We start from the raw sequence: 24,350 nt of genomic DNA on the forward strand, positions 1-24,350 counted from the left end.
TCGACTCAGGCTGCGACGCGACGGTAGCGGTGGCCCCGGATCTGGCGTCCGACGCGGCGCCAGGGGTGTGGGAGCAGCATGGCCTCGTACAAGAAGACGGGGACGTCGTAGTAGTCGTAGATGCCGCCGCTGCGGAACTTGACCCGCAGGGTGTGCGTGGCGTGGTCGTAGCCCACGAAGGCGATGGTGTCGGAGACGACGGGGACCATGGTCATCTTGCTCTCCTCTGGTTGAGGTTGTTCAGCGGCGGGTCCGGTTGGGCACCCACTGGACGCGACCGTTCTTGAGCCAGTAGTGGCATCGGGGTTCGCCTTGGTAGTCGATGGACGGGTGGACGGACGGCTGGCCGGAGTTGTTGGTGGTGACCTTCCAGCGAGTTCTCGCGGGGTTGGCCAGGTTGAGCTCGATCGTGTGGCCGCGTCCGCAGGGGCAGTCCAGGAGCGCCCACTTCGGTGTCGTTGCACCGAGGACGTAAACGCATCGGGGATGGAGATCCTCGGGCAGTTCGGCGCGGTCGGCCACGATGATGACCCGGGTGATTCGGGACTTGGCGTGGGCGTTGCGGGTTCGCCGGTAGGCCCGGACGACGCCGATCTCCGTGCGGGTGAAGAGGCGCTTCACTGGAGCACCCCGGCGAGGTCGAGGTACGGAGCTCGGAGGCCGCGACCGACGAAGCCCGCGTTGGTGCAGAAGCAGCCGGGACGCGGCGATCGGGCGTTGCGCCGCAGCTCACCGAGGTGCGAGCGCAGCAGCAGCTCGGTCGCGTCGGTCCTGCCCAGGCCGGTCAGGCGCAGGAGGAACTCGGTGGCGCCGAGCGCAGCGACGCTGGTGGTGAGGGTGACGACCGCGGGCTGCGGGGTCTCTGCGGCCTGGACGTACCCCTCGCCGGCGAGACGCTTGCGGGTCACCGGGTCAAGGTTCTCCGCCGCAGCTAGCGCGGGGTCGATCCGCCCACGGCACAGCAGGCACGCCGTGCCGGGGGCGACCCAAGTGACGCGCTGCTCGATCTGTACCTCCCGGGTGTCCTCGCTCTCGGCTGGGTCGACCAGGACGGCGACGTCGATGACCGGCGTGATGTGCGCGAACGCCCACCGATTCAGGATGAGGCGGGCGCCGTGTCCGTCGACGCAGCTGAAGACGACGTCGGCATGAGCGATCGCGACGATCGCGTCCGGGTGGTGCAGCGGCTTGTCGATGCGGACCACTGGGGTCCCGAGACCGATGGCGTCGAGGTGGTCACCGAGGGCGTTCACCTTGAGCCGGTCGACGTCGGAGGTCGTGATGCCGTGGCCGCGGGTCGGGGTCGGGTCGGTGACGACATCGTCGTCGACGATCACGAGCTCGCCCAGACCGAGACGCGCGACCTGGACCGCGACCGCAGAACCGGTCCCGCCACCCCCGATGATGGCGGCGCGGACCTGCTTGAGGGTGCGGTTGCCGTCGGGTCCGAGCATCCGGATCTGTCGGTCGAACACCGACAGCTGCTCGGTCGACTCCCCGCCGTCGGCGGCGGGCGGCAGGTATAGGCGGAGGCCGGCGCCGGCGACCCGGACGGCGTCGATGACGATGAACTCCGGAGCCCGGCTGTTGAAGTTCTCACCGAGGTCACACAGCCGCGCGGCCATCTCCGGGTCGTCCGGGGTGCCGGCGATAACGATGGCCGCGTAGTACTTGGCGCCGAACGCTCGGGCGGAGATGGCCAGGTCGACGTCAACCTGGTCGTCGTAGGTGGAGAACTCGGGCAGGCCGTGCGGATGGGTGTGCACGAACACGGGGATCAGGTCATTCGCGACCACCGCACGGAACGGGGGCACCCAGCCCATGGAGAGGATCGACAGGCCCATCGGTCCCCGCTCGACGTAGGCGCCCTCGGGGACCGGGGTGATCACCTGGGCGAGGAGCGTGATGCTCTGATCGACCTTGGTGCCGTCGGCGTCAGCCGTGGGCGCGGTGGTCGTCGCGGCCTCCACAAGGGAGGTCGCGACGACCACCGCGCTTTCGTCACGGGAGCCGAGGGCGGCAACGAGCGGGGCGAACTGGCCCTCGGTGAACGCGATGCGGGTCGACATCATTTGCCGCCCGCCATCGCTAGAGCCCGGCGGACGTACGCGAGGTACGTCTCGAGGTTGTCCACGCCCGGGCGCCACTGGCCCCCGATGTGACGGCTCCACCGCTGCCACGACCGGCCGAGATAGTTCTCGGTCAGCTCGGTGCCCGGGATCGCGGCGCCCTTGGCCGTCAGGGCAGGCGACACCCAGAACATGTCCGGGGTGGCGTCGGGGAACCCGATCGGCAGGCGCAAGAGCAGATCGACGTGGCACGGGTCGAGACCCGGGGTCGGGAAGTTCGCCAGAACGACGTTTACGAACCCGTCGGAGACCTCGACCGAGTAGCTGTAGCCCAGCGACTCGAGGACGGACTGGTCTTGTTCGCGGAGGACCGCCACGAGGGCACCCATCGATCAGGCCCCGTGGCTCAGGTTGATGCCCTGGCCGGGGTTGATGACGCGCGGCACGGTGAAGAACCGCATGTTGTTCTCCAGCTCGACGACCTCGTCGTCCTCGATGAGCTTGTCGAGCTCGTCGACGACGTCGAGCCACAGGTCGCGGTCGCTGCTCACCGGCGGGGACGAGACGGTACGCAGCTGTGCCCCGGTCAGCTTGTTGCCCTCGGGGTGGTACTTCGTGCCGTCGATGTAGATGGGCACCTTGCCCGACTTCGGGTCCTTCGCCTTCTCCGTAGACACACTGCGTCCGTTCTGCTCGGCGTTGTCGTTCTCGTTCATGGGGTGCTTCCTCCTTGACTTCTGGATCGCCCGACGGGCGCGAGTGGGCTTGTGCAACGGCCAGGTCCCTGCACGAGCTCACCCAGAACAGACGAGCCAACTCTGGGAGACCGATCGGCCGGACTGGATGCGCATGACAAGGGCATCCAGCTGCCGTCGCGACACAAGCGGAAAGCCCGGCATGAGCCACCAGCTCGAGCCGGCATCCGCGCTCCATGGACTCGCCGGTCAGGCGCAGATGCGGGCCAACTCCTTGTCGAAACGGCACACTGACCTCGGCGGGAGGGCGTACCCGCTGGCCAGTCGGCGCGCGGGGATGGAACAAGGGCATGTCCAGCTACGAAGAGGAAGACGAGCTGACGCTCGTTGTTCGTCTCGTCTGGCAGGTTGTCCGGCAGTCCTCGTTCCCGCCGCCCGGGGACCACGACAGTTGGACCGAGACCGCGGTCACCGACCAGGCCGTCGACCTGTACCTCCACAAGGGCGCCGCCATCGTCGCCGAGGCCAAGGCAGCCGCAGGCGGCGACCAGGGACACCTAGAACGACGACTCCTCAAGACCATCCGCAACTACATGATCGACGTCGCCAAGAGCACGCCCGTCGGCCTCATGCGGAACCGGCTCGCGACGATGCTGCTGCGCCACCCTGACTACGTCCGACTCGACGACGCCGCGAATTCGCTCGACGGGTGGGCGCCCGCCGGGTCCCCGGGCGCCCGCGGCGAACTGTGGCAGGGCGACGAAGATGCCCTTCACGCGGCTGCGGCACGCACCCCGGTCCCGCCCGGCGTGAGGTTCAACAGGTCCGGCCCACCACCCCCGGTCACCAAGCAGGCACTACTCGACGTCATCACCGCGATCTTCACCGCTGCCGGCGGCTGCTACCTCCCTGATCAGATCCTCGCCCGGGTAATCGCCCGCCGCTTCGATGAGTTCCTCGACCCGGACAGCCGCGACGTCTCCGACACCACCAGCCCGACCGACCCCGAACACCTCGCCGTGTACGGTCCCGCCGACCCGACTGCCGAGGAGCAGCTCGACCGAGTAGCAGCAGCAGACGCCGCAGACTGGCTTTGGGTCGAGTTCTCCGCCGAGGAACGCTCGATCTATCCGTTCCTCGACGTTCCGGAGGATTCAGATGCGCGCATCGCAGCGGTCGTCCTCATTCTCGGCTGCGGAGAAGGCGAAGCCCAGGCCATCCTGGAGGCGATGTTCGCCAAGATCCGCGAACACGCACTGACCCCCGAGTTCGGCCGGCACATTCTGGACGAACTCACGGCTATCTACAACCGCGAGCACCCCAACGGACCCTCGGGCGGAACCCCGTGACCCAAACAACCACCCGGACGGTCGTCGAACTCCTCACCGCACGAATGACTAGCTCCTGTCCGACCAGAACCTGTACTCGCAGTTCTGGTCGAGATGGCTCGTCAGTTCCTATTGAGAGGCGAGCAACGCTGCCGCCAACGAACCGCGACCATGTCGAAGCACTCGCCACCGCCACCTTCGCAGAAGGTGCTCTGTCAGTGCGCCCATGGGCGCCTTCAACGATGATTAGCGTGGAAACGAGGTGACTATGGGCGACGAACAGCGCACCCCGAACAGTGGTGACAAGTTCAACTTCGCAGCGGCAGCAGACTCCGTTCGCGAGCGACTACTCGCCGCACGAGGCATCAGTGCGCCCACCTTTCCCGACGAGACCGCCGAACTGCCCGAACCCGGCATCAATCAGATCTGGCGAGCACGATGGGAGAAGACGGCACTCGCGGTAATCATCGTGACCAACCCAGATGACGACCATGTGAGGGTCGCAGCAGTCACCTTTGACCCGGACCTTGCTGACTCCAGCGCAACGGTGACCCCAGCGTCCGGAACGACGATCGGGATTTCCGCGGTTCTCTGGCTTGACGCCACACAGACCATTCCTCTCGCCACACTCGACGCGCATCTGGGGCACATGAAGACGCCGTCACCGGAGCGGAAGCTCGCCTCGAACGAGCTCCTTCACTATCAAGCCGTCCCGACCAAACGGACCAACGACGGCGTCATGCGCGCGAGCGTCATCGACGATCTCAAGACCCTCACCTACGCCACCTGGATCCCCGAATCCGGTGGCGACATCACAGAACTCCTCGCCAACGTCAAAGGTTCCGAGATCGCCCAGGCCGTCGGTGTGAGCACCGCCGACGCGCTGCAGATCAAACGCGGCCAAAGACCGCTTCAACCTGACGAAGCGACCAAGATCGCTCCCCTTGCCGGGCACTCGGCCGATGAACTCGTCGCAGCTGCCTCACAGCTCCCGTCCGCTGTCATCCACCTGTTCAACACACCCGCGGTCCGCGCCCGCATCACCAAGTACGCCAAGGCGACTGGCGCCGACGAAATCACAGCGCGTCGCAACTGCGCCTACGGGGTCTACGCAGCAGCCGCCCGCGCCACCGGACAAGCCGACGACAACGAACTCGACCAGTGGCGCCAACGCATCAACCAGTACCTCGACACCCACCTGCCCCAGGACTAGGCGTGCCCAATCCCATGCCGTGGGACCTCATCAACAAGATGGTCCTCGTCGCACTCAGCGCACTCCAAGACCTCATTGACGACGGCATCCTTGACCGCCGCGGACTCGAAACCGACCCACTCAGTGAGCTCGAGAGTTGGGACGACGTCATCGTGCGCCGACTCCAACCGGCCATCAACGTCCCGCCCTCAGCAACTCTCGGCAAAGAGTGCAGCGTCGCAGGCACCTACTACGACCCCAGCACCACCGTGCGCGCCATCATCGCCGTCGCCGAATCCGGAAACACCCGCCGCGATGCGTTCACCGCACTGCACGAACTCGGCCACCACATCCAACACACCACGCCCGAGATAGCTGACGTACTCGCCGACCTGCCACTCGACATCACCTTCGCTGTCGAAGACCGGATCTGCGAACGGTTCTCCGCAACACTCCTCATCCCCAACGACACAGCGACATCCATCCTCGGGACCGGAACGCCCACGGCCGCCGACATCGTCGCCCTCGCCCAGAGCACCTCCGCATCCCGCCAGGCAGTCTGTGTCCGCGCCAGCGAGAACTTCGTTGTCCCCGGCATGGTCGTCCTGCTCGACCACGAAGACGTTGTCCAGATCGCCCCGGCTCACGGTGTCCCACCCCCGCGCCGAGGCTCAAAGCAGTCGAACTCCGAGATCGTGAAGAAGGCCCGCCGACGCCTAGCCGACGGCGACCGTAACTTCAGAATCACCGAGAACGACACCACCTTCGAGTACCGCGACGGCATCCGAAGCTCGCCGATGTACGCCCAGGTCGCCGACATCGGCAGCGGACACCTGGTTATCGTCGCCGTCACCGAGAAACCACCCTGGGCAGACCGCTTCACCCTCCCGAAGTACGACACCGGCCCCCGCGCGCCTGACCGCGAATGCCCAAACGCCGAGTGCGGCGAGCCCTTCCAGGCATGGACGCCGACCCACGACGTCTGCAGCAAGCCGAAATGTCCGGCGTGTGGCCGATGCGGCTGCTCAGCCAGCCATGTCAAGGAACGGGTCTGCATGGGCTGCTACCTCATGCAGCCCAACCACCTCTACGAGGACGATGCCGCCACCCACTGCAACGACTGCGCCTAGTCGACAGAGTCTCCGTTCATAACCCGCGTCACTTCGCCGCGACGCGGCGCATCTGCGGTGTGTCACGTGGTCACGCTGGGGGCAGGGATGATCCAAGGCGCCGGTGAACCTCTGCCACGGTCTGGGTCAGGAGTGGACCGTCCGCCTTGAACTTCGGATAGAGCCTCTTTGGCCGCAGCGCCTCGATGCCGCGGGTCGTGAAGGATCCGCCGATCAGCGGCCAGTCGGCCTCGACGAAACAGAGCACGCCGTGGACGGGTAGATCATCACCGATAAAACTGAACCGTCACGGGATTTCTGCCGCTTCTAGTGTGGTGCTGCCGACGGCTTGCCGAGCAGCGTAGTGGGCTTCCTCGTACTCGACCGGGCTGATCATGCCGAGCGAGCCGTGGAGGCGTCGGTGGTTGTACCAGTCGACCCAGCCGGCGGTGGCGTACTCGACGTCGGCGAGGGTCTTGTAGGGCCCGTCATGGAAGACGGTTGTGGCGATGCACTCGGTCTTGAACAGACCGATCACCGATTCCATCAGGGCGTTGTCGTAGGCGTCCCCGACCGACCCGATCGATGGTGCGATGTGGTCTTGCCCGGGTCTCACGGACAGATGCTGGCTTCTTCTGCGTAGTACTTCGGGGATACGTATCCGAGTGTGGAGTGTCGGCGCTGGGTGTTGTAGTCCCAGATGTAGCCGAACAGCCTGCTGCGAGCCTCTGCCCGGGTTCGGGGCTGCCCGTTGGGGTAGAGCTCTTCGTTCTTGTAGGAGGCGAACCAGGACTCCATCGCGGCGTTGTCCAGGCAGCTCTTGCGTTCGCCGATGGAGATCTGCAGGCCCCGGCCCGCGGCGAGGTTGAGCCAGTCGGCAGAGGTGAACTGGTAGCCCCGGTCGGAGTGGATGATGCAGCCCGGGGCTGGTCGCCGGGTCTTGATCGCGTCGCCCAGGGCCTGCAGCGCGGTGCGTGGTGTCTCGTGGTTGGCAACGGCCCAGGTGATCACCTCGCGGTTGAACGCGTCGAGAATGACCGCGGCGTACAGCCAGCCCTCACCGGTGCGGATCTGGGTGATGTCGGTGAACCAGAGCGTGTCGGCGACGTCGGCGTGGAAGTCGCGGTGGACCCGGTCGGTGATTTCGGGCCGGCGGGAGGGCGGCGCCGCTCGCGGTCGCGACTTGATCTTGCCGCGGCAGGCCTTGATTCCGTGCAATCTCATCAGTCGGGCCACGCGGTGCCTGCCGACGTGGTGATCTCGAGCCAACAGCTCCTGATGCACGCGCGGTGACCCGTAGTAGCGGAACGTCGCGTGGATCGCCTCGATCTCCGCTAGAAGCTCGGTGTCTGCTGCGGCACGGCCGGCAGGCGGAGCCTGCACCCGGTCGAGCCGGTCGTAGTAGCCGGATCGGGAGACGCCCAGGACCCGGCACATGGCGCTGATGTTGACCTCGGTATCGGCAGCCTTCTCCGCGCGGATGTAGCAGTAGATGTCTACTGGTCCGTCCGCCGTGCGAAGAAGGCCAGCGCTTTTCCCAGGATCTCGAGCTCTTCCTCCTTGCGGGACAGCTCCTTCTCCAGACGCTTGATCTTCGCCTGGTCCGACTCCCCGCCCTCGCCGCCGGCCGCCTTCGTGCGCGCCGCCTTTGCCTCCCGCTTCTCCGCCGCCCGGACCCAGTTCGAGACCGTGGTTGCTGCGAGGTTGAACTCCTTGGCGAGATCCATGAACGTCCGGCCGCCCTTGCGGTGCAGCTCGACGATCTGGTCCTTGAACTCCTGTGAGTAGGTCTCCATCGAGACACCCTTCCGTGGACCGCTGTAGATCCACTGTGACGGTGTCCGTCAGATCAGGGGAAGACCAATGCCCTCGAGGTCGAGGTGCTCGGTGAACCGGATGCTCGTGTATTGGCTGCCGGCGTCGGAATGGTGCAGCAGCTGCCCCGGTTCGACCGGAACGCCCTGACGCTCCCGGTCCCACAGCGCGATGCGCAGCGGCGTCAGCACCAGGGAGGTGCGCTTGTCGGTCGCCGCATACCAGCCCACGATCCGCTGAGCGAAGACGTCGAGGACGAAGGCGACATAGACGAACCCCGCCCACGTGCGGCAGTAGGTGAAGTCAGCGACCCAACGGGTGTTGGGTGCCGGTGCCGTGAAGTCGCGGTCCAGCAGGTCCCCGGCCCGGTGACCATCCTTGGCGGGAATCGTCGTCCGCACCGCCTTGCCGCGACGGACCCCGTTCATGCCCAGGTCACCCATCAGGCGGTCCACGGTGCAGAACGCGACTTCGTGGCCCTGCCGACGCAGCCAGTGGGTCATCTTCCGGCGACCGTAGAGGCCTTCGGGGGTGCTCTGAGCGGCGAGCAGCGCGTCAGTGATCGCGGCGTCGGTCAGCGTCCGGGTCGCGATCGGGCGGGTGGTTTGCTTCCACGATCGGTAGGTCCGCGCGGCGACCCTGCAGCCGTGCTCGGTGAGCACTCGGCAGGTCGACTCGACCGCGTGGCCAGCCGCTCTCATGTCGTCGATGAACGCCATGATCAGCGGTTTCGGGGGTCGAGCTCCCCGGCGAAGAAAACCGTTGCGGCTTTGAGGATCTCGTTGTCCTCGCGCAGCTTCTTCACCTCGGCCTTGAGCCGCTTGATCTCGGCGTTGTCATCACTGGTCGCTCCTGGTCGGGCGCCGGCGTTGATGTCGGCCTGCACCAGCCAGCGTCTCGCCGTCTCACGACCCACACCGACCTTCTTCGCCACCGCCTCGGCCAACGCGGTGTCTGAGGGGTAGTCCTGCCGGTGGTCGGCGAACATCCGCAGCGCGCGCTCCTTGACCGCAGCATCGATCTTCTTGGGCATGTGCTCATCCTCCTGGACTCAAACAGGAGCGGCATCAAACCCGTGACGGTTCAAACCGCGCACGATGTCGACTTGTTTGAGCACACCGTCGACGAGCTTGGTGCAGTCTCGGGTGCCGACGAGCAGCTTCTCGACTCGCGGTCGCAGGAATCCGCCCTCGATCTTGAGCTGTGGGCGGCCCTTGTACTTCTTCGCGTCGATCACATAGACACCCGTAGGAGTCACGGCGATGTGGTCGGTGTTCGCCCTGCTTCCTGGCATGCGTCGGTCATGAAGGACGCGGAGCGAGTCTGACGCGAGCTCATTGAGGCGGTTTCCGAGTCTTTCCTCCCCCAGCGCCCCCGTGTCCCAGGCCCTGGTGGACTGCGGGTCGTCGCTGAGCGCAAGGATGAGCCCGCCCAGCTTGGGGTGCTTGGCTCGGGTCCGCTCTTCACGTCTGGCATTGCGGCGCTCGAACTCGCGGCGCGCGGACGCTCCCGGGCTGCCGGCGTCCACCGCGTTCGAAACTCCAGGCGATGCCTCTGATGCCGTGTCGTGCGTGATGCAGCGGACGGTCTTGCTGGAACGCTCGTAGATCGCTTCGGCCTTCGCGGATAACTCGACGCTGCACACCCGACACGTGCCGGTGTATCGCAACCGCATGCGCTTCTCGTTCGGAATCGGCTCCCCCTCCACGAAGCAGACGGTATCCGGAATCAGCACAGAAACGACGACTTTTCTGATCCCGCCCCGGCCCAAATCGGTGCGCCAGTACCCGCGTCTTACCTTTCCGCCGCCAACGCGTTCGCACTCATGGCGCCTCCCTCTCAACATCGACGTAGCGATCAGCGAGAGGCCGTCATCGCCTGTCGGTGCCGCTCATGCCGGGCAGTGCCGGGACACGGCTGGTGCCTCTCCGGTGGACACCCACCGTTACCGACCCGCTGAGCGATCCGGTCCAGGAACAGCGGCAGCGTGTACTTGTACCAGTCTTCTAATGGGTCGGGCGTGACGGCGTACATGGCGTTGAGTCGCAGGCAGGCAACAGTGGCGAGCTCGTGCGCGATATGGGGGTGTTCTTTCCAGCAGATGGGTATGAGCCGATCGACGCGCCAGGTGTGTTCCTCGTTGATCCAGGCAACGACTTCGTCGAGCCACTGCCACAAGCTCACCTGCAACGATGGTGGACAGGATGGCGGATCCCACGGCCGTGGCATCTCCGCCAGCCAGCGGAGCTCCTCTTTCGACTCCGGTGGACGCTCAGCAGCCAATCGCAACTCGTCGAGCAGCCCCATGATGAGTGGAGGCGGCGTCGGGAACCCGGCGGCGACGGGATGCGCACGGCCACTCATCGCGCCGCCATCCCTCGTCGGGAACGCTCCTGAGCCTGGAGCAACGAGCGGCCTGATCGTCCGTCAAGGCACCTCGTCAATCGCGCGATGAATGGCGCGACATTTTCCGCGACCACCAAGGCGTGGCGCTCGGGCAGCTGCCGGATCTCCTCCGGACGGAGGACAGGGACGTCGTCGCCGTACACGCTGCTCCCCCAGGCGCCCCGGTTGCGGTTGTAGCTCCACCGCGACACTCGAGTGGTACCGACGAGGTCGGAGATCTCCTTGTAGAAGGCGACGTCCTTGCCTCCGCCGAACACGACGATGTTGTTGGTGAGTCCGAAGATGGACCGGGCCTCATCCTCCCCGTAGCAGACGACCAGCTGACGCCACGTCTGCGCGGCGTACATGAACGACAGCCCGAGAGCCCGCTCATTGGCCATCCGTGTCCGCAGGGTGGGGAGCGGCGTGGTGGAAGGCAACTCGTCGAGGCACGCCAGGAAGCATGGACAGAGCCGTCCGTACGGTGATGAGTGAGCCATCGCGAGCGCGGTGTCCAAGACGTGCTCGGCGATCGCGGTCATCAACGGGGAGGCCGACGCATACGGGTCGTCCCGGCCGAGGAGATACAATGTTCCACCGTGGGCGATCAGGTCCCGCAGGTCGGTGGCCGGGTGGCCCGGACCCGGGACACAACGACGTCGGATCGATTCCTGAAAGAACAACGCCGTCGCCTGCTGCACGGTGGTGATGGTGTTGCCCGCGGTCCGGTCATCACCCTGCAGCGCGCCGCGAAGGAGTCCGTCCCAGAACGGGGCTGCTGCGCCATGTGTGCGGAGCACCTCTTCCGGTTGCGCTGCGTTGTGCGGGTCGGCGATCCACGCGAGCACGTCCTCGAGGGTTCCGCCGCTAAGGGCAGCGGCGTGGAAGTACGCCTGCAGCACCTTCGCACCCTCGGCCGCGTAGAAGCGAGCAGCCTCGTCGCCGGCGCCACGGGTCACCGCTCCGCGGACTGTGCCGGCAGTGAACGCCTTCGCGCGCCGTTCGGCGGTCATGGAGTCCTCGCATCCAGCGACGGGGTCCCACACCAACTCCGGTGCGCCAGGCACAAGGTCGAATGGGTCGAGCACCGCCACCGGTCGTTTGCCAGCGCCTCGGTGGTCAATGGTCAGCAGCAAGTCCTCGGGCTTGGTAAGCGTCACCAGTGCCGCGCCGGGATTGTCCAGCAGTGCTGGCGTGAGCAGGTCAAGCGTCTTGCCGGATCCTTGCGGTCCGTAGACGCCCGCGGTCCTGTCGTACGGCACCCACAGCTCCACTCCGCGAGGAACGGCCGAGCGTCCAAGACGCCAGCCAGCCTCTCGCGCGTCTTGTGTCCTCATGGCGCACTTGGAGTACGACGACGCCCACCGTCGTAGAGGTCCGGCCGGATCACCGATTTCCGACGCCGAAGGTTTGTGGAGCCGAGCGCCACCGCGACGTCACTCCTTGTCGCGAGGCCGTGCTGGGCCCCAGGGCCGTAGGAGCGCCACCAGAGACGGAGCGCGAGAAGGCCGACCAGCGCGACACCCACCTCGAAGAGGGCGATGAGCGCGTAGACCAACGCCGGCTCGCTTGCGGGCTCTCCCTGCAGGACCGCGACCGTTGCCTCCATCAGGCCACTCTCGGGCCAGGTGAAGCCCTGCCCTGTCAGCCAGGCAGCGGCCGCCTCACCAGCGGGCAGCCCCAGCAGGCTGAGGAAGAGCCAGCTTGCTGCGATCGTCGTCGGGATCTCCCACGTCAGCGGCAGCACATGAGTCCTCGACTGCTGGACACGCATCCGCGACTCCTTTCACGACTTCCGCCTCTTCCTAGGCCCGTGTCGCCCACGCTCGTGGACACGGCGCCGTCCTTCGGGCCCGAATCCAGCCTGACGGAGCACGGAGTCTGCGCCCTCGGATGCCTTGCCGGCGTTCCGGGCCAGCCATGTGCTCGGATCAATCGGGTCTTCGTAGATGCTTCCTCCACGCGGATGAACCTCGAAGTGCAGGTGGCACCCCGTGGCGTTGCCCTCCTGGCCGACCTGCCCAATCACCTGCCCTGCCTGAACCCAGTCGCCGTCACCGACGCTTAACGACTGCATGTGCGCGTACCAGGTGGTGAGCCGGCCTAGGGCGACCTGCACCTGCACCTGCACCAGCCATCGTCCAGCCCACGGTTGGTCCGTCAGGATCCGTACGGTCCCAGAGTGCGCCGCGAGCACAGGGGCGCCGCACCCGACCGAGAAGTCGGTGCCGGTGTGCTGGCTCTTCCAGGAGGCCCCGGCCAAGCCGAAGTTGCGCCGGTCGACGTACCCGGAGCCGGGTCGTAGCGGGAACTGCACCAGGCCACCACCAGCCGGGGCCGCCGGACAGTCCATAGGTCCGCCTACGGTCCCGGCACCGAGTTCGTGAAGCAGCGTTCGTGCGAGTGGTTCGTCGTCGGCGTACGCCCAGGGGTACGCCGATTTCTGCACCGTCTGTGCCGCGACCGTGACAGGGAGCGACTTCCACCCAGTCACACCCTGGAGTGCGTCGTAGAAGATTCCTGCGGACGTCGTCGGATCCATGAGCTCGGCCATGGATCCCCACCACGGCCATTGCTGCTGAAAGATGCCCAGGCTTCCGTGGTCGCGTCCTACGGCGTCGTGGCGAAACCCGAGTGAGGCCTCGATGCCGCGTTGGTCGGCGGCCAGGTCACCGGTCCCGTCGTTCGCGTACACGCGCAGGTGCGACTCCTGCAATGCGGTCGCTAGAGCGATCACGATCCCCTGGGACGGGACCTGTCGGTGCCGACCGACGCTGATGATCGTGGCTGCATGCCGCAGCTGGGTGGCATCGAGCCCGGCGGTCGCGGCAGACGACGCCGTGGCCGCGGTTTGACCGTTCGCGTCCAACCCTGCGACGCACGGTTGGTCCGACGCAGCACCGAGGGATCCGACCACGAGCACGGGCACCGACACCAGCAGGGCGAACGTCATCCCGACGCCAAGAACCAAGGCTGGCATCGGCTCAGGCCCGCTGGAGAGCTTCGTTGGTGTAGGTGAGCTCCAGCTCGAGCGGGGTCATGCGGGTCTCGACCTTGAACTGGCGCTCCCCCACCGTCCAAAGCGCTCGTCCCTTGCCGCCCATCGCCCATCCCGTCACCAGGGAGGTCGCGATCGGGTTCAGGCCGAGCAGCTCGGCAAGCTCATCGCCGACGGCCTTGTCCTGACCGTGCAGCACGCGCACGTCTGCGAGGTGAAGTAGGTCCTTCGCGATGGCGACAGCCTGGGAATCGGCGGCGCCGGCAGACAACGGGTCCGAAGGCTTGTGGTAGACGACGACCTGAACGTCGCCGGCGTGGCGTGAGAGCCGCAGGTTGGCGTCCAGCGTCTTCACCGGCTCGAGGCCGAGCCTCATCTGCTTCCACGTTTCGTCGCGGACGACGATGCGTACGTCGGTGGGGTCGGCAATCTCTCGCATCCCCTGTCCCCACGAGTTAAGGCACAGCAGCGCGATCCCGACAGCCTCGTCACCCGACTTGTCCAGCCGCGACAGCGATAGTGACTGGATAGGAGCACCCCAGTCAGGACGGATGGTGGTGGGCGCGTCGAACAGCCCCGCGAGGTGCCCCTTGACGAGTGCTCCCAGCGCATCCCGCAAGGTGCGGGTGCCGTCATAGAACTCGCGAGCCGAGGCGTACCGGCACTCCTCGACCAGCTCGTCGCTCGGTACGTCGAGGGCATGCCACAACTGCGGGATCGTCACTTCCCGGAGGGCGGTCGACCCGCCACTGTTGCCAGTCAAACTGCGCAGCGCACTCGACACGGCTGTCTCGTCTGATGGCCCGAACGGGACGCACTCCCCGCCGACCTTCTGCGACCCGACGAGGCCGCGGATGAGCATGACCCAGCGGTTGAACAGGATGGACGCCCGTCGGTTCGCCTCGGCGCTGTCAAGGCGCTGCCACCCCCAACCCAGCGGGCCGGCGTCCAGCGGGTTCACCCTCGTGGCGAGGCCATGACCGATGACGAAGGGCTCCACGCCCAGGGCGCGGCACAGCGCTTCGTACTCGTCCTTGGTGTCCCCGAGGATCAGGACGCGGTAGCCGAAGTCCATCATCCGCAGACAGAAGACCTTCACCGTCGCGGACTTTCCCCGTCCCGGCTTCCCGAAGACGAACACATTGGGGTTGGTCACGGAGATCGCGTCGTCCTTGACCCATCCCAGCGGGTCACAGTGGAACGCTCCGCCGCTCAACAGGTCGACGCCCATCTGCGCGCCCGTGGGAGGCAGACCCTGACCGGCTATCAGCGGCCAGAGGACCGGTGTCTGCTCTGACGTCATGCGCCACATCGACAGCGCCGGCAGAGCAGGAGACCACCCGCGGCCGTTCTGCCGGTAGCCGCGAGGCCCGACGAACCGCGAGAACGGACGCGCATCTGTCGAAGGAGATCGCTGGGTCACGAAGGGACTAGGTATGAGGGCTCCGTACTCACGGACATGGACCAATCAGATTCCGTCAATGCATCCGCGTCAGCGGAGCGCCCGTCACTTGAGCCGAGCCCGTCGGACACCTACGCCCAGAGGGATGGCGGCAGCAGCGAAGGCCGCGTCCTGGGCCCCATCGAGCCGCTGCGGCACGTAGCCAGCAAGCCGAACGGACGCGTCCAGGCGGCGGCCGATCTCCGTGATCGGCCACAACCGCGGCACGGTCACCGAGACCGCCGCGCTCACCCGGACCAAGGAGCGGCCTCGGGCGAGCTTCTCGTCGGTCGCCCTGACGCGGCTCACCGCACGTCTCTCGTTCGCCCTTTCGAGACGGCCACTGCGCCGACGGAGCTCGGCGCCGGTGATCGCGGACATCTCCTCCCGACCCGTGATCCGCCCGGCAGCCCGCTGGGAGACGGGTGTGAGCGAAACTGTGAGCGAGCGACGCTCCCCGGCCTCTGAGGGGACGAGGACGGGCGCGAGTGCTCCGAGGACGGCGCCCTGCTCCGGCAGCAGGATGGTGTCGGTGATACTGACCCAGTCGCCGTGGCGGTACTGGCGCAGCTCGGTGACGGCTTGCGTGGGTCCTGCCGCAGCGAGGGGCACACCGGTGGTAATGCGTCGCTGCCCTCGCGAAGCGATGTCGGCGGCGAGCAGACTCGCGCGATCACCGGGTTCAAACCCAGTCCGGATCGCCGTCGCGAGACCATTCGTGTCCAGCCATGAGACGCGCGTGCAGCCCATCGTGCCGAGCAACCGCGCCTCCACCTCACCGAGGACGCCGTACAGCACTCGGGCTCTGCCGGTGACACCGGACCCGGCCCGCTTCGCTGTGCGACTCATCCGGTCCTCGCTCACGACCACGGTCAGGAAGGCCTCCGTGCGCACCGATGCAGGCAGCAGCTGGGCGGCAAGGATGTCGTTTACTCGACGTGCGAGCTCAGGCCCGCCAGGACGCCGGTGCCTCCGTACCCAGTCCTGGCGTTCGGCGCCGTCGTCCGGCACGGTACGCACCTGCATGGTGATCAGCTCGACGAGTTCGGCACGCGATGCAGCCTCGCAGAGCTCTGCCAGCCCCGCTCCCATCCGGTCGCGGGCCTCGGGCTCGGTGAGCCCAAGCCCAGGATGCTCGATGACGGCCGTGGCCGCCCAGGTACGGCGAGCATGATCCTGGATCACGGCTACCCGGGTCAGGTGATGTGCGTACGGCGGTCCCGCGTGAATCTCGATGCCGGCCAGGACACCTGGCAGATCGACGAGGTTCAGGTCGTCCGCGATCCCGGCCGCAACCTTCGACTGCCACCGAGTCCATCCCATCGCGCCTCCGATCCCATGCGCCGCCAGAACGCCGATCCATTGCGCAGCCGTCCAGCCCCTGACCGGCACCACGACCAAGAACGTCAAGAGCAGCCAGACGGGGATCCAGAGGAGCAGCCATGCCCAGCGGGCGGCGTTCACCGTGAGCCAGACCGGCAGGCCGCCAAGCGCTAGCAGGGCGAGCTGGAGACCGGTGAGGCCGAAGAACCAGCCGGTGCGGTCCCGTAGGTAGTCCGAGTACGTCGTACTCACGTTGGCTTGCCTTCGGGCGTGTCCGTCTCTTGCCTTTCCGGCGCGCGTGGCTGCGCGTCGGGTGCTTCAGCGGTGTCTGTACCGAGCACCGCGCTTGGCGGCGGGCCACCCATGCGCCGGTCAGGACTGTAGTGCGGGTAGTACGGGTGTCCGTCTCCGATGCCGGCGCTGCTGAGGACGTCGGTCCCGACGTTGATGGCCGCATGCGCCGCCTTGGAGACAGCTCCCACCGCGGCAACCACAACCCCTGCGCCTGTAGCGGCCGCCGATCCTGCTGCCGCAAAGCGACTCGAGGTCGCGGCGTCTGCGCTGGCTTCTCCCATCGAGCGGCCTGCGCCATCAGTCTGCGCGGCGACCACGGGGCCTCCGGCTTGTTGTCCCGAGAGCAGGTTGCGTACGCCGCCAAACGACGCCATCGAGGCCCGCATCGCCGCACCGCTGGAAGTCCCCGGATCGACGAAAGCCAGCAACCGAAAGACGATGAACGGGCAGAGCGCACCGATGAGGATGATGACGCCGCCGACGACGGCCATGCCGACAGTGGCCTCCGTGGATTCGCCGGCTCCACTCACCACGGATTCACTGATCTTCTGACCGATCCCCAGCACCAGTGCGGACAGAGGCGCGATGAGCAGCGCGGAGATGAACCACCTCAGCGACTTCCAGAACCAGGCGCGTCCCACGTCCGACAGGAGGCCCGCCGCAGCGATGGGCGACGTCGCGGCAAGCAGCATCAACGCCGCCTCTCGCACCAGCATCAGGAGCAGATAAATGATCGCGGCCGGCCAGATCAGGAGCCAGGCGCAGATACCCAGAACGCTGGCCGTGACCGTGTCGGTGACCTGGCGTGGCCATGTGGTGCCCGGCTGGTACCCGGCGAAGGAGTCAACGCCCAGCAGCTCGTGCAACAGTCCCTGCGTGAGTCCACCGGCCGCCGTCACCAGTGCAGCCGCGACTCCGACGTACCCGAGCCATACGGCACCGAACTGCAGGACACCAACCAGGAGCCGGCCAAGGGACTGTCCGTCCCGTCGGAATGCCGCAGCACCGATTTGGGCGAATCCCATGATCAGCGCGATGGTGAGCCCGATACCGAAGGTGTACGGGTACACCGAGCCCATTGGCCCGCCCGCCGACAGGTCAGGCGTCGTCGCCGCGTCGACGCCTCGAAATGCGGTGTTGAGCACCCACAGGCCGGACGACCAGGAGGCGACCATCGCGGAGGTCCAGGCCTCGCCGACAGCTTCGGAGGCGGCGTCACCGAGCCACTCGAGCGGGTTCAGGGTGAACCAGGGCGCGAGGAGCGGCGTCATCGCAGCACCCGGTAGCCAGCCTCGAGCGCGGCGGTCGTCCCTGGCCACACCGACGGCGCCTGCTCGGGCTCGTCTCCTGCGCCGATCATCCATCGCCCTTCGACCCACGTCATGCGTTGGCAGTCAGCGGACGCAACGCTGGCGGTCTTGGTCTTGGTCGCGGTGACGACGAAGTCAACGCACACGACGGCCCCTGCCCCGTCGACGTCCCGAATCAGACCCATCTCCGGTGATGCCGACACGGTCAACGCAATGTCGCCGCTGCGGGTGGCACCGGCTGAGCTGAGGAGAGCGGCCACAGCCTGCACGCCTGACCAGGATTCGGCACTCGGTCCGCCAGGAACTGCCCACTGCCTGATGACCTGCTGGGCGACGTCGACCGAGGCCGCCTGGAGCACTCGCTGGTCGATCGCGATCAGCTGCGCCAACGCTCCCTCCGGGGTCCGCGGGAACCCGCTCGAGACGCCCACGGGCCCGAGAACGGTCGGCGCCGGGAGAACGATCTCCTCGAACGTCTCGGTGGTGAGCTCGCTCGCCCCAGTCGCCACCTCGGTGCTGGGCTGCGTACCCCGCGTGAAGTCGGGCGATGCGTGGTCGAGATCCTGGGACCCAGCGCCGTCCGTCCCGCTGCCGGCCGGTCCAGCGAGCACGGAGTAGTAGACACCCAGGCCGAGACCGACGACCACGGCGAGTAGCGCAACGGCTCCGGTCACCAGGACGGCGATGAGCTTGCCGCGACCCCACTCGGGCATTGCCTCCGTGTGCCTCTTGCGTCGCATCCTCAGCACCCCCTGCCGGTGATGCCCGTGAGGATCGCGTAGATCGACACGAACAGGATCGCGGAGAGAACGGTGACGGCGAGCCCCATCGCGCCGTACCGCGATCCATGTGGGTGTGCGAACACCCGGCTGAGCACGATGGCGCCGATGGAGACGAACCCGGCTACCGCGATCAGGGCGAGGGTTCCCCACTTGACCCAGCCGAGGATCTCGTCATCCCACGTCCCCAGGCCGGGCGGTGCCTTGGGGCAGACGTTGGTCAGGAGCGGCACGAGTGTGTTCATCGGCATTCCTCGTCCCTCGCGGCTGTCGCGGCATCGCGCTCGAGGACGTCCAGAAGCCGGCTGGCCGATGCGAGGAGGGTCTTCGGCAGAGGCCGGTCGTCCAGGCCCTCTGTCGCGAGACGCCGGTCATGGTCGAAGCAGACGACTCGTCCGGACGCCAGGAGCTCGGCCACCCGAAGCCCCGCTGAGGCTTCGACGACGCGAGGGAGTCGGCGGTGCCCGACTGCTGCGAGCAAGATGCCGGGGGCGGCAAGCCGGTGCAGTGCTACCTCGGCGAAGCGAAGGCCGGGGATGGTGGCGCGGCAGACAAGTACGACGCCAGCGTGGCCGCCCCGGTCTACGCGAGAAGCATCGTGACAGCCGGCGTCCACGAACACCAGTCCGTCGCCCGTCGCCGCTGGCTCTCGGACCCGATCTGAGTGGAGGGGTCGTCGTACCTCGACAGAGCCTCTGGTGCCGACAGCCCAACCGCCGCGAGGCGGGAGTTCCTGCCGCGCAACAGCGAGAAGTCCGGAGGCTGCGCGTGGATTGGTATCGATCAGGATCGTCCGGCCGAGTCTGCTGGACGCCAGATCTGCGAGCGCGATAGCGACTGAGCTCGTTCCGGCCCATGAGTGAGCGCCCACAACGAGGACAGTGTCGGAGGCATCGGTATCGAGGTGGTGGAGCGCAGCGTCGCTCGTAGAGGTTTGCGAGGTCCGGCCGTCGAGGACGGCTCGAAGCTGACGCCGGTCCAGCATGGTCAGTGACATCACTCGACGCCCTTCCCCTGGGAAGACCTCAAGGCGATCGCCGTGCGAAGCGGGGCCGCAGGGACTCTGATCAGCGCGTTCCTGGCCCGGGCCGCCTTACGGAGCCTTCGAACCACTTGCTCGAGCGCCTGCGCGGTCGCGTCCAAGTCGCCCTCGGCCATGGTGTCGAGCAGGCCCACGACCCACTCGGGGTCGTACACGCCGGCTGGCGCAGATCTGTTGTCCGTCACGTCCATGTCGGCCGTAGGCGGCACGGCGATCCGCTTATGGACAGCCATCACGCCACCTCGAGGAAGTACTCGACTCTCGCCTCTCGGAGCAATGTGAGCACCCGGTCGCGCTCTCGGACGACGGTCTTGATGCACACCCCGCGTCGATCGGCTACCACCTCGACGGCGTGCATCGAGCAGACGCCCCGCTTCAACTTCAGCACTCCCCTATCAAGGGTCTGCCAGCCCGCCGCAACCAGTTCGAGCATCAACCTGGCGTCGTCGGTTGTGATCCGGTTGCCGCGGACGCACCACTCGAGGTACTCCACGAGCTCACTCCGCGACTCCGCGGCTGTCCCACTCTCAGAGGGCTCGGGCATCGGCGTGATGGCACCATCGGCGATGTCGTCAGGCGGCCGGACGACCAGCCGCTTTCTGTCCCTCGGGGGGTCTAGGAAGTACTCGAGTGCGGAGCGCCGAGTCGCGTGCCGGAGACTAGTGGCGAACGCTCGGGTGCGCCGCTGCCAGGGGAAGGTTCGGATCTCCAGCCACAGGGACGTCATGACGACGTGGTCGACGTCAGGCCCCAGGTCGCGGAGCTCGATCGCCACGCCGAGGGCCTCGCCGGCCAGCTGGTGGGCGACGGCTCGAGCGGCGAGCTCGTCATCCCCTCCGTCCTTGGCCGCGAGCCGGACCAGAGCGCCGAGGAGCTGATCGGCCTCCGCCCCGCGTAGGTCGCGCAGCTCCGCGAGTTTGGTCAGACTTCCAAGCACGGGCTCAGCGCTGACCCACCGCTCCCAGACGGGTCCTATGACCCGCTCCGCAAGCTCTTCCGCCGACATGTCCAGGTGCTCGATCGGCTTCATCACCGAGTCCTTTCGTGAGACGCAACGTGCGTTCACGGTCGGACCCGGGTCTCATTGAGTGCCTCACCACTTGTCTCACCTGTGGAAACATGCCTCCAAGCGCTGCCCGTCGATGGGCTGGTGAGCGATGGCTGGCCTCACCAGTAGGCAGCAAATGAGGGCTTCCTGGAGCGCGACAGTCGCTCTTGGGAGGAACCCCGGAGACCAGCGAAGTTGCGGCCTACCGCCCACTATGACGCAGGGTGATTCCGCCTCTTAATCGCAACCAGTCAACTTCTTCACGCCTACCGGCACCTCCTGGCACGCTGATGCAATCGCTGGCCACCAGCGCGACTGGCCTTGACGGAAAACCCTTCCATAGCGGTTGGAGGTCTGGCGGGCGTGACATAGGAAGACCCCGCGTCTGGCTCGGGAGACCATGACCATTAGGACGCGCTGCTCCTCGAGGAGTTCCTCTTCGGTTTCGGCGTACGTGCTGGGGACGTGGCCCTCCTCGAGCCCGTTTACGACCACCCAGTCGAACTGCTGGCCTTTGCCGGTGTGGGCATTGAGGACGTGAACCCCGGGCTCACTGGCGGAGGTTCCCCGCACGTCGCGGACTCTCGAGAGGACCTCCCTGAGGTCGAGGCCGAGCAGCTCCATCTCCAGCAGTTGCTCGCAGGCGCTCTGGACATCGTTGAGCGTCTCCACGTCTGAGCGGCGCAGGGCGGACGACACGCGTTGCAGAAGGTCCTCGACCTGGTCCGCGTATGGAACCCCTTGCCGAACGTGGCGCGCCTGACGCTTTAGCATCGCTGCCACCTGCGGCGTGTCGAGAGCGATGTCCCAGAACTGGGGTTTGTGCTTCGCATGTGTGAAGGCCCGCTCGAGTGCTCCTCTCCGGTACTCGGAGCGGCAGATGACCCCGATGCGGTCATCCGGGTACTTGCCGGCCACGTAGTCGCAGAGTGCGACCACGCCGGTCGCCTCGGCGTCGTCGGTGTCGAAGGCCATCGCGTACGCGACGCCGCCATTCGGCCAGCGGTCAGGATCGGCGGCAGTCAGCGGGGTGGCTCCCAGGGTGGCCGACAGTGCGTTCACGACGGCGAGCACCGCGGGTGATGAGCGGAATGAGACGTCGAGATCGACGGGGACGTAGCCGTCGTCTTTCAGCTTCGCGAGTACTTCGAGTGGGGCCGCACCGGCCCAGCCGAAGATTCCTTGATAGGGGTCGCCCACGTACATGGCATTGGCGTTAGTCACGCGGCGTGCGACGTCGAACTGCTGGAGCGTGAGGTCTTGGAACTCGTCGACGAGCACCGCATCGTAGTGCTCCTTGAAGACGTCTGAGACGCGTTCGTCGCGCAAGATGAGCTGTGCGTGACGGAGGAGATCCCCGTAGTCGAGGTATCCCGCGTCTTGCCGTTCGCGTTCCACCTTAATGGCGATGTCGTTGTTGGACCCGACGACCCGCTCCATCAGCTCGTTGTCAGTGAGCGGTTCGCGCTTCGCCGAGTCCAGGATCTCCGTGGCTGCCTTCTGCTCCCGCCAGTTCGACGTCTGCCGGGCCAGCGCCTTCTTCATCCATGTGCGGTTCGGATACTCGACGTCGGCAGCCAATCCGGTCAGGTTCCCGTGCGCCTGGACCAGCCGGATCGCGAACTCGTGGAAGTTCACGACGTCCACCCAACGTCGGGCTCGTGCTTCTCCGAGCTGCTCTTGAAGGCGCTGCTTGATGTTGTCGCGAGCGCGGTTAGTGAAGGTCAACGTGAGGATCTTGCGCCGCGGCCGCACCCGCCCCGCCGCCAGTAGGTGGGCGGCGCGCATCGCCAGCACCTCGGTCTTGCCGCACCCAGGAGGCGCCGTAACCAGCATGTGGGCCGCCTTGCCGGTAACGGCGGTCTTCTGGGCACCAAGCGGTTCTGCGCTCACGATGCGGCTCCAGCGACATAGCTGAGCAACCCCGCGAGCGAGTCGCTCGCGTCCACGTGTCCGGCGGTGAGAATCGTGGCCACGGCTCGGGCAGCCGGCGTCTTGCGGGAGTCCTTGCTGGTGATGAAGTCAGCCACCTGTTCGTTGGTCAGGTCGCTGGCCGCGCTGACACCGGCCGCTTGGCACAGCCCTCGTTCTTGGGCGACGCCCTCCTTAACCAGCACGGCGACGAGCGTGGCGGCTCCGAGAGCGGCCGCGTACTCGTGCTCGAGGTCCTTGCGGGCGACGAAGAAGCCCTTCTTGGCGAGCTTCTTCGGGCTCGTCTTCAGAATGCCAGCCCAGGATGCTTCGCGGTCTTCGTCGCACAGGCCGCAGAGGTCGATGTCGAACCCGGTGGTACCCAGGATCTTGGTGACGTGCTTGAACTTGTCCGCGCCGTCGAGGGCGAACACGGTGACCCCTTCGCGGTCGAGGCTGATGCCCTTCGCCGCGGCCGCTGCTTCCACGACGATTCGGTCCGCGAGTCCTTCGACGATGAGTACCCGCCTGGCGGTAAGCGCCTCAAGAAGCTGGGGCGTCCACCACGCGACCTGCTCCTTCTCGACGGCGGTGAAGTTGTGGGCGGCTATCTGCTTTGAGCGTCGCTCATGGCTGACGACCAGGACGTGCTTCGGCTCGAACTTCTGGATCACGTACGGGGAGTGCGTTACGACAAGACGCTGCTGCTTGGAGTCGGCCAGCAGACCAGCGACCGTACGTTGACTGCTCGCGTGCAGGTGCATCTCGGGCTCGTCCACGGCGACCACGTTCGCTTGCTGCTGAGCAAGGTCGAAGAACGTCAGAGCCATCAGTTGCCGCAGCCCGTCACTTTGCTCGTCGAGCGACTTCAGTGCCTCGTCCTCACGGAGGAAGAGCGTGACGTCCTGCAGAGGTTCCTCGGCCGGGTCGACGGCCGTCCGCAGCGCGAGCGCGTCCTTGTCCATCGTGCGTGGCAGCGACCGCGAAAGATGCTGCGCGATCTCCTCGCGCAATTGGGTGAGTGCGGGGTTCGACTCGAGGTCCTTGTGGAAAGTGTCCATGAGCGAGACGAGGGCCGTCGAACCGGTCCCGAGGTCGACGGCGTTGAGCATCGCTCGCAGCGGGCTGTGCTTTCCGTCCATGAAGTCGACGGCTGTCGAGCGCGTAGCTGGCAGGTAACGCCAGCCGATGACCTCCAACTGGTCGCGCGATGGTGATCGCCTGGCGCCCGCATCCGGGAAGAAGCGGTCGACAACGACCTCCTTCTCATCCTCCTCGGAGATGCGAACCTCGAGCTCGATCGTGAGTTTGGCTGGCTCGGCGCCATCGAAGTGGACCTCGTAGGGGAACGAGCCGGCCTCTTCCGGTGACAGGTCGGTGAGGTCAGCGGTCACGACGAGCGCCTCGTCGGCCTCGCGCAGGTCGCTTGGCGACAGTGCCGCATAGAGCTGCTGCACGGTGGCACCAAGGAGCAGGTTGAGGAGCCGCAGGAGAGATGACTTACCGACGTCGTTCGCGCCGATGATGCACAGGTGGTCGCGCACCTCAACGGACATGTCCTCCAGGACGCCGTGATTCGTGATCGCGAATCTCGACAGCTTCATGGTTCCC

Annotated in this window: 24 protein-coding genes and 2 pseudogenes; 3 read left to right on the forward strand and 23 right to left on the reverse strand. The window is 66.6% G+C overall.

Going from position 1 to position 24,350, the window contains the following annotated elements; all coding sequences use genetic code 11:
* Nucleotides 1-5 precede the first annotated feature (5 nt).
* The 5 genes from ACYVIH_RS03990 to ACYVIH_RS04010 are packed head-to-tail and all read right to left on the reverse strand — an operon-like array spanning nt 6 to nt 2,785.
* A complete protein-coding gene (locus ACYVIH_RS03990; RefSeq protein WP_460866272.1) occupies nt 6-215 on the reverse strand; it encodes a KTSC domain-containing protein in 210 nt (69 codons plus the stop codon).
* A gap of 25 nt (nt 216-240) precedes the next feature.
* Nucleotides 241-621 (reverse strand): DUF6527 family protein, encoded by a 381-nt coding sequence (locus ACYVIH_RS03995; protein ID WP_460866275.1) that lies wholly within the window; start codon nt 619-621, stop codon nt 241-243.
* A complete protein-coding gene (locus ACYVIH_RS04000) occupies nt 618-2,072 on the reverse strand; it encodes a ThiF family adenylyltransferase (protein ID WP_460866277.1) in 1,455 nt (484 codons plus the stop codon). Before ACYVIH_RS04000 ends, ACYVIH_RS03995 begins: the two co-directional genes overlap by 4 nt.
* Complete coding sequence (locus ACYVIH_RS04005; RefSeq protein ID WP_460866279.1) at nt 2,069-2,458, reverse strand: E2/UBC family protein; 390 nt, start codon at nt 2,456-2,458, stop codon at nt 2,069-2,071. The genes ACYVIH_RS04000 and ACYVIH_RS04005 overlap by 4 nt, the downstream gene beginning before the upstream one ends.
* 3 nt (nt 2,459-2,461) lie before the next feature.
* Nucleotides 2,462-2,785, reverse strand: coding sequence for a hypothetical protein (locus ACYVIH_RS04010; protein WP_460866282.1), 324 nt, complete (start codon nt 2,783-2,785; stop codon nt 2,462-2,464).
* A 329-nt stretch (nt 2,786-3,114) separates the two neighbouring features.
* Here ACYVIH_RS04010 and ACYVIH_RS04015 point away from each other — a divergent pair, with 329 nt between their 5' ends.
* The 3 genes from ACYVIH_RS04015 (at nt 3,115) to ACYVIH_RS04025 (ending at nt 6,414) form a co-directional block, all read left to right on the forward strand.
* Nucleotides 3,115-4,113 carry a hypothetical protein gene (locus ACYVIH_RS04015; RefSeq protein WP_460866284.1) on the forward strand — a complete coding sequence of 333 codons (999 nt, stop codon included), beginning with the start codon at nt 3,115-3,117 and terminating at the stop codon, nt 4,111-4,113.
* A gap of 247 nt (nt 4,114-4,360) precedes the next feature.
* Nucleotides 4,361-5,305, forward strand: a complete 945-nt coding sequence (locus ACYVIH_RS04020; protein WP_460866287.1) for a hypothetical protein — start codon at nt 4,361-4,363, stop codon at nt 5,303-5,305.
* Nucleotides 5,306-5,307: 2 nt separating this feature from the next.
* Nucleotides 5,308-6,414 (forward strand): ImmA/IrrE family metallo-endopeptidase, encoded by a 1,107-nt coding sequence (locus ACYVIH_RS04025; protein ID WP_460866289.1) that lies wholly within the window; start codon nt 5,308-5,310, stop codon nt 6,412-6,414.
* Nucleotides 6,415-6,700: 286 nt separating this feature from the next.
* Here ACYVIH_RS04025 and ACYVIH_RS04030 read toward each other — a convergent pair.
* From ACYVIH_RS04030 to ACYVIH_RS04115, 18 genes and pseudogenes are all read right to left on the reverse strand, one after another.
* A pseudogene (locus ACYVIH_RS04030) lies at nt 6,701-6,994 on the reverse strand (transposase); the annotation flags it as partial.
* Nucleotides 6,995-7,005: 11 nt separating this feature from the next.
* On the reverse strand, nt 7,006-7,830 hold the full coding sequence (locus ACYVIH_RS04035) for an IS3 family transposase (protein WP_460866292.1): 825 nt from the start codon (nt 7,828-7,830) through the stop codon (nt 7,006-7,008).
* 59 nt (nt 7,831-7,889) lie between these two features.
* A complete protein-coding gene (locus ACYVIH_RS04040; RefSeq protein ID WP_460866295.1) occupies nt 7,890-8,189 on the reverse strand; it encodes a transposase in 300 nt (99 codons plus the stop codon).
* 66 nt (nt 8,190-8,255) lie between these two features.
* Nucleotides 8,256-9,241, reverse strand: a pseudogene (locus tag ACYVIH_RS04045) (IS3 family transposase); the annotation flags it as partial.
* 18 nt (nt 9,242-9,259) lie between these two features.
* Nucleotides 9,260-9,916, reverse strand: coding sequence for a nuclease-related domain-containing protein (locus ACYVIH_RS04050; RefSeq protein WP_460866298.1), 657 nt, complete (start codon nt 9,914-9,916; stop codon nt 9,260-9,262).
* Between the two features lie 149 nt (nt 9,917-10,065).
* Complete coding sequence (locus tag ACYVIH_RS04055) at nt 10,066-10,515, reverse strand: hypothetical protein (protein ID WP_460866299.1); 450 nt, start codon at nt 10,513-10,515, stop codon at nt 10,066-10,068.
* 53 nt (nt 10,516-10,568) lie between these two features.
* Nucleotides 10,569-11,867 carry a type IV secretory system conjugative DNA transfer family protein gene (locus tag ACYVIH_RS04060; protein WP_460866301.1) on the reverse strand — a complete coding sequence of 433 codons (1,299 nt, stop codon included), beginning with the start codon at nt 11,865-11,867 and terminating at the stop codon, nt 10,569-10,571.
* Nucleotides 11,868-11,926: 59 nt separating this feature from the next.
* A complete protein-coding gene (locus ACYVIH_RS04065) occupies nt 11,927-12,367 on the reverse strand; it encodes a hypothetical protein (protein WP_460866303.1) in 441 nt (146 codons plus the stop codon).
* 12 nt (nt 12,368-12,379) lie between these two features.
* Nucleotides 12,380-13,546 carry a M23 family metallopeptidase gene (locus tag ACYVIH_RS04070; protein ID WP_460866305.1) on the reverse strand — a complete coding sequence of 389 codons (1,167 nt, stop codon included), beginning with the start codon at nt 13,544-13,546 and terminating at the stop codon, nt 12,380-12,382.
* Between the two features lie 31 nt (nt 13,547-13,577).
* Complete coding sequence (locus ACYVIH_RS04075) at nt 13,578-14,894, reverse strand: ATP-binding protein (protein WP_460866307.1); 1,317 nt, start codon at nt 14,892-14,894, stop codon at nt 13,578-13,580.
* Nucleotides 14,895-15,098: 204 nt separating this feature from the next.
* Nucleotides 15,099-16,607, reverse strand: a complete 1,509-nt coding sequence (locus tag ACYVIH_RS04080) for an SCO6880 family protein (protein WP_460866310.1) — start codon at nt 16,605-16,607, stop codon at nt 15,099-15,101.
* The gene (locus tag ACYVIH_RS04085) at nt 16,604-17,920 is read right to left on the reverse strand and encodes a type IV secretion system protein (RefSeq protein ID WP_460866312.1); all 1,317 of its coding nucleotides are present in this window, start codon (nt 17,918-17,920) and stop codon (nt 16,604-16,606) included. Before ACYVIH_RS04085 ends, ACYVIH_RS04080 begins: the two co-directional genes overlap by 4 nt.
* Nucleotides 17,917-18,672, reverse strand: a complete 756-nt coding sequence (locus tag ACYVIH_RS04090) for a hypothetical protein (protein WP_460866315.1) — start codon at nt 18,670-18,672, stop codon at nt 17,917-17,919. The genes ACYVIH_RS04085 and ACYVIH_RS04090 overlap by 4 nt, the downstream gene beginning before the upstream one ends.
* Before the next feature lie 29 nt (nt 18,673-18,701).
* On the reverse strand, nt 18,702-18,983 hold the full coding sequence (locus tag ACYVIH_RS04095; protein WP_460866316.1) for a hypothetical protein: 282 nt from the start codon (nt 18,981-18,983) through the stop codon (nt 18,702-18,704).
* 751 nt (nt 18,984-19,734) lie between these two features.
* A complete protein-coding gene (locus tag ACYVIH_RS04100; RefSeq protein ID WP_460866318.1) occupies nt 19,735-20,013 on the reverse strand; it encodes a hypothetical protein in 279 nt (92 codons plus the stop codon).
* Nucleotides 20,013-20,810 (reverse strand): hypothetical protein, encoded by a 798-nt coding sequence (locus ACYVIH_RS04105; RefSeq protein WP_460866320.1) that lies wholly within the window; start codon nt 20,808-20,810, stop codon nt 20,013-20,015. Before ACYVIH_RS04105 ends, ACYVIH_RS04100 begins: the two co-directional genes overlap by 1 nt.
* Before the next feature lie 255 nt (nt 20,811-21,065).
* Entirely contained in the window at nt 21,066-22,721 is a 1,656-nt protein-coding gene (locus ACYVIH_RS04110; RefSeq protein ID WP_460866322.1) for a UvrD-helicase domain-containing protein, read from the reverse strand.
* Nucleotides 22,718-24,343 carry an ATP-dependent nuclease gene (locus tag ACYVIH_RS04115; protein ID WP_460866325.1) on the reverse strand — a complete coding sequence of 542 codons (1,626 nt, stop codon included), beginning with the start codon at nt 24,341-24,343 and terminating at the stop codon, nt 22,718-22,720. The genes ACYVIH_RS04110 and ACYVIH_RS04115 overlap by 4 nt, the downstream gene beginning before the upstream one ends.
* Between the last annotated feature and the right edge of the window lie 7 nt (nt 24,344-24,350).

This window comes from Nocardioides pakistanensis (assembly GCF_054781215.1).

Bases quoted from the DNA above. Each gene is read 5' to 3' on its own strand.
- ACYVIH_RS04115 (WP_460866325.1), bottom strand. From the start codon at position 24,343: ATGAAGCTGTCGAGATTCGCGATCACGAATCACGGCGTCCTGGAGGAC.
- ACYVIH_RS04065 (WP_460866303.1), bottom strand. From the start codon at position 12,367: ATGCGTGTCCAGCAGTCGAGGACTCATGTGCTGCCGCTGACGTGGGAG.
- ACYVIH_RS04075 (WP_460866307.1), bottom strand. From the start codon at position 14,894: ATGACGTCAGAGCAGACACCGGTCCTCTGGCCGCTGATAGCCGGTCAG.
- ACYVIH_RS04105 (WP_460866320.1), bottom strand. From the start codon at position 20,810: ATGAAGCCGATCGAGCACCTGGACATGTCGGCGGAAGAGCTTGCGGAG.
- ACYVIH_RS04095 (WP_460866316.1), bottom strand. From the start codon at position 18,983: ATGAACACACTCGTGCCGCTCCTGACCAACGTCTGCCCCAAGGCACCG.
- ACYVIH_RS04000 (WP_460866277.1), bottom strand. From the start codon at position 2,072: ATGATGTCGACCCGCATCGCGTTCACCGAGGGCCAGTTCGCCCCGCTC.
- ACYVIH_RS04055 (WP_460866299.1), bottom strand. From the start codon at position 10,515: ATGGGGCTGCTCGACGAGTTGCGATTGGCTGCTGAGCGTCCACCGGAG.
- ACYVIH_RS04090 (WP_460866315.1), bottom strand. From the start codon at position 18,672: ATGCCCGAGTGGGGTCGCGGCAAGCTCATCGCCGTCCTGGTGACCGGA.
- ACYVIH_RS03990 (WP_460866272.1), bottom strand. From the start codon at position 215: ATGACCATGGTCCCCGTCGTCTCCGACACCATCGCCTTCGTGGGCTAC.
- ACYVIH_RS04040 (WP_460866295.1), bottom strand. From the start codon at position 8,189: ATGGAGACCTACTCACAGGAGTTCAAGGACCAGATCGTCGAGCTGCAC.
- ACYVIH_RS04085 (WP_460866312.1), bottom strand. From the start codon at position 17,920: ATGACGCCGCTCCTCGCGCCCTGGTTCACCCTGAACCCGCTCGAGTGG.
- ACYVIH_RS04035 (WP_460866292.1), bottom strand. From the start codon at position 7,830: ATGTGCCGGGTCCTGGGCGTCTCCCGATCCGGCTACTACGACCGGCTC.
- ACYVIH_RS04005 (WP_460866279.1), bottom strand. From the start codon at position 2,458: ATGGGTGCCCTCGTGGCGGTCCTCCGCGAACAAGACCAGTCCGTCCTC.
- ACYVIH_RS04100 (WP_460866318.1), bottom strand. From the start codon at position 20,013: ATGGCTGTCCATAAGCGGATCGCCGTGCCGCCTACGGCCGACATGGAC.
- ACYVIH_RS04020 (WP_460866287.1), top strand. From the start codon at position 4,361: ATGGGCGACGAACAGCGCACCCCGAACAGTGGTGACAAGTTCAACTTC.
- ACYVIH_RS04015 (WP_460866284.1), top strand. From the start codon at position 3,115: ATGTCCAGCTACGAAGAGGAAGACGAGCTGACGCTCGTTGTTCGTCTC.
- ACYVIH_RS04010 (WP_460866282.1), bottom strand. From the start codon at position 2,785: ATGAACGAGAACGACAACGCCGAGCAGAACGGACGCAGTGTGTCTACG.
- ACYVIH_RS04070 (WP_460866305.1), bottom strand. From the start codon at position 13,546: ATGACGTTCGCCCTGCTGGTGTCGGTGCCCGTGCTCGTGGTCGGATCC.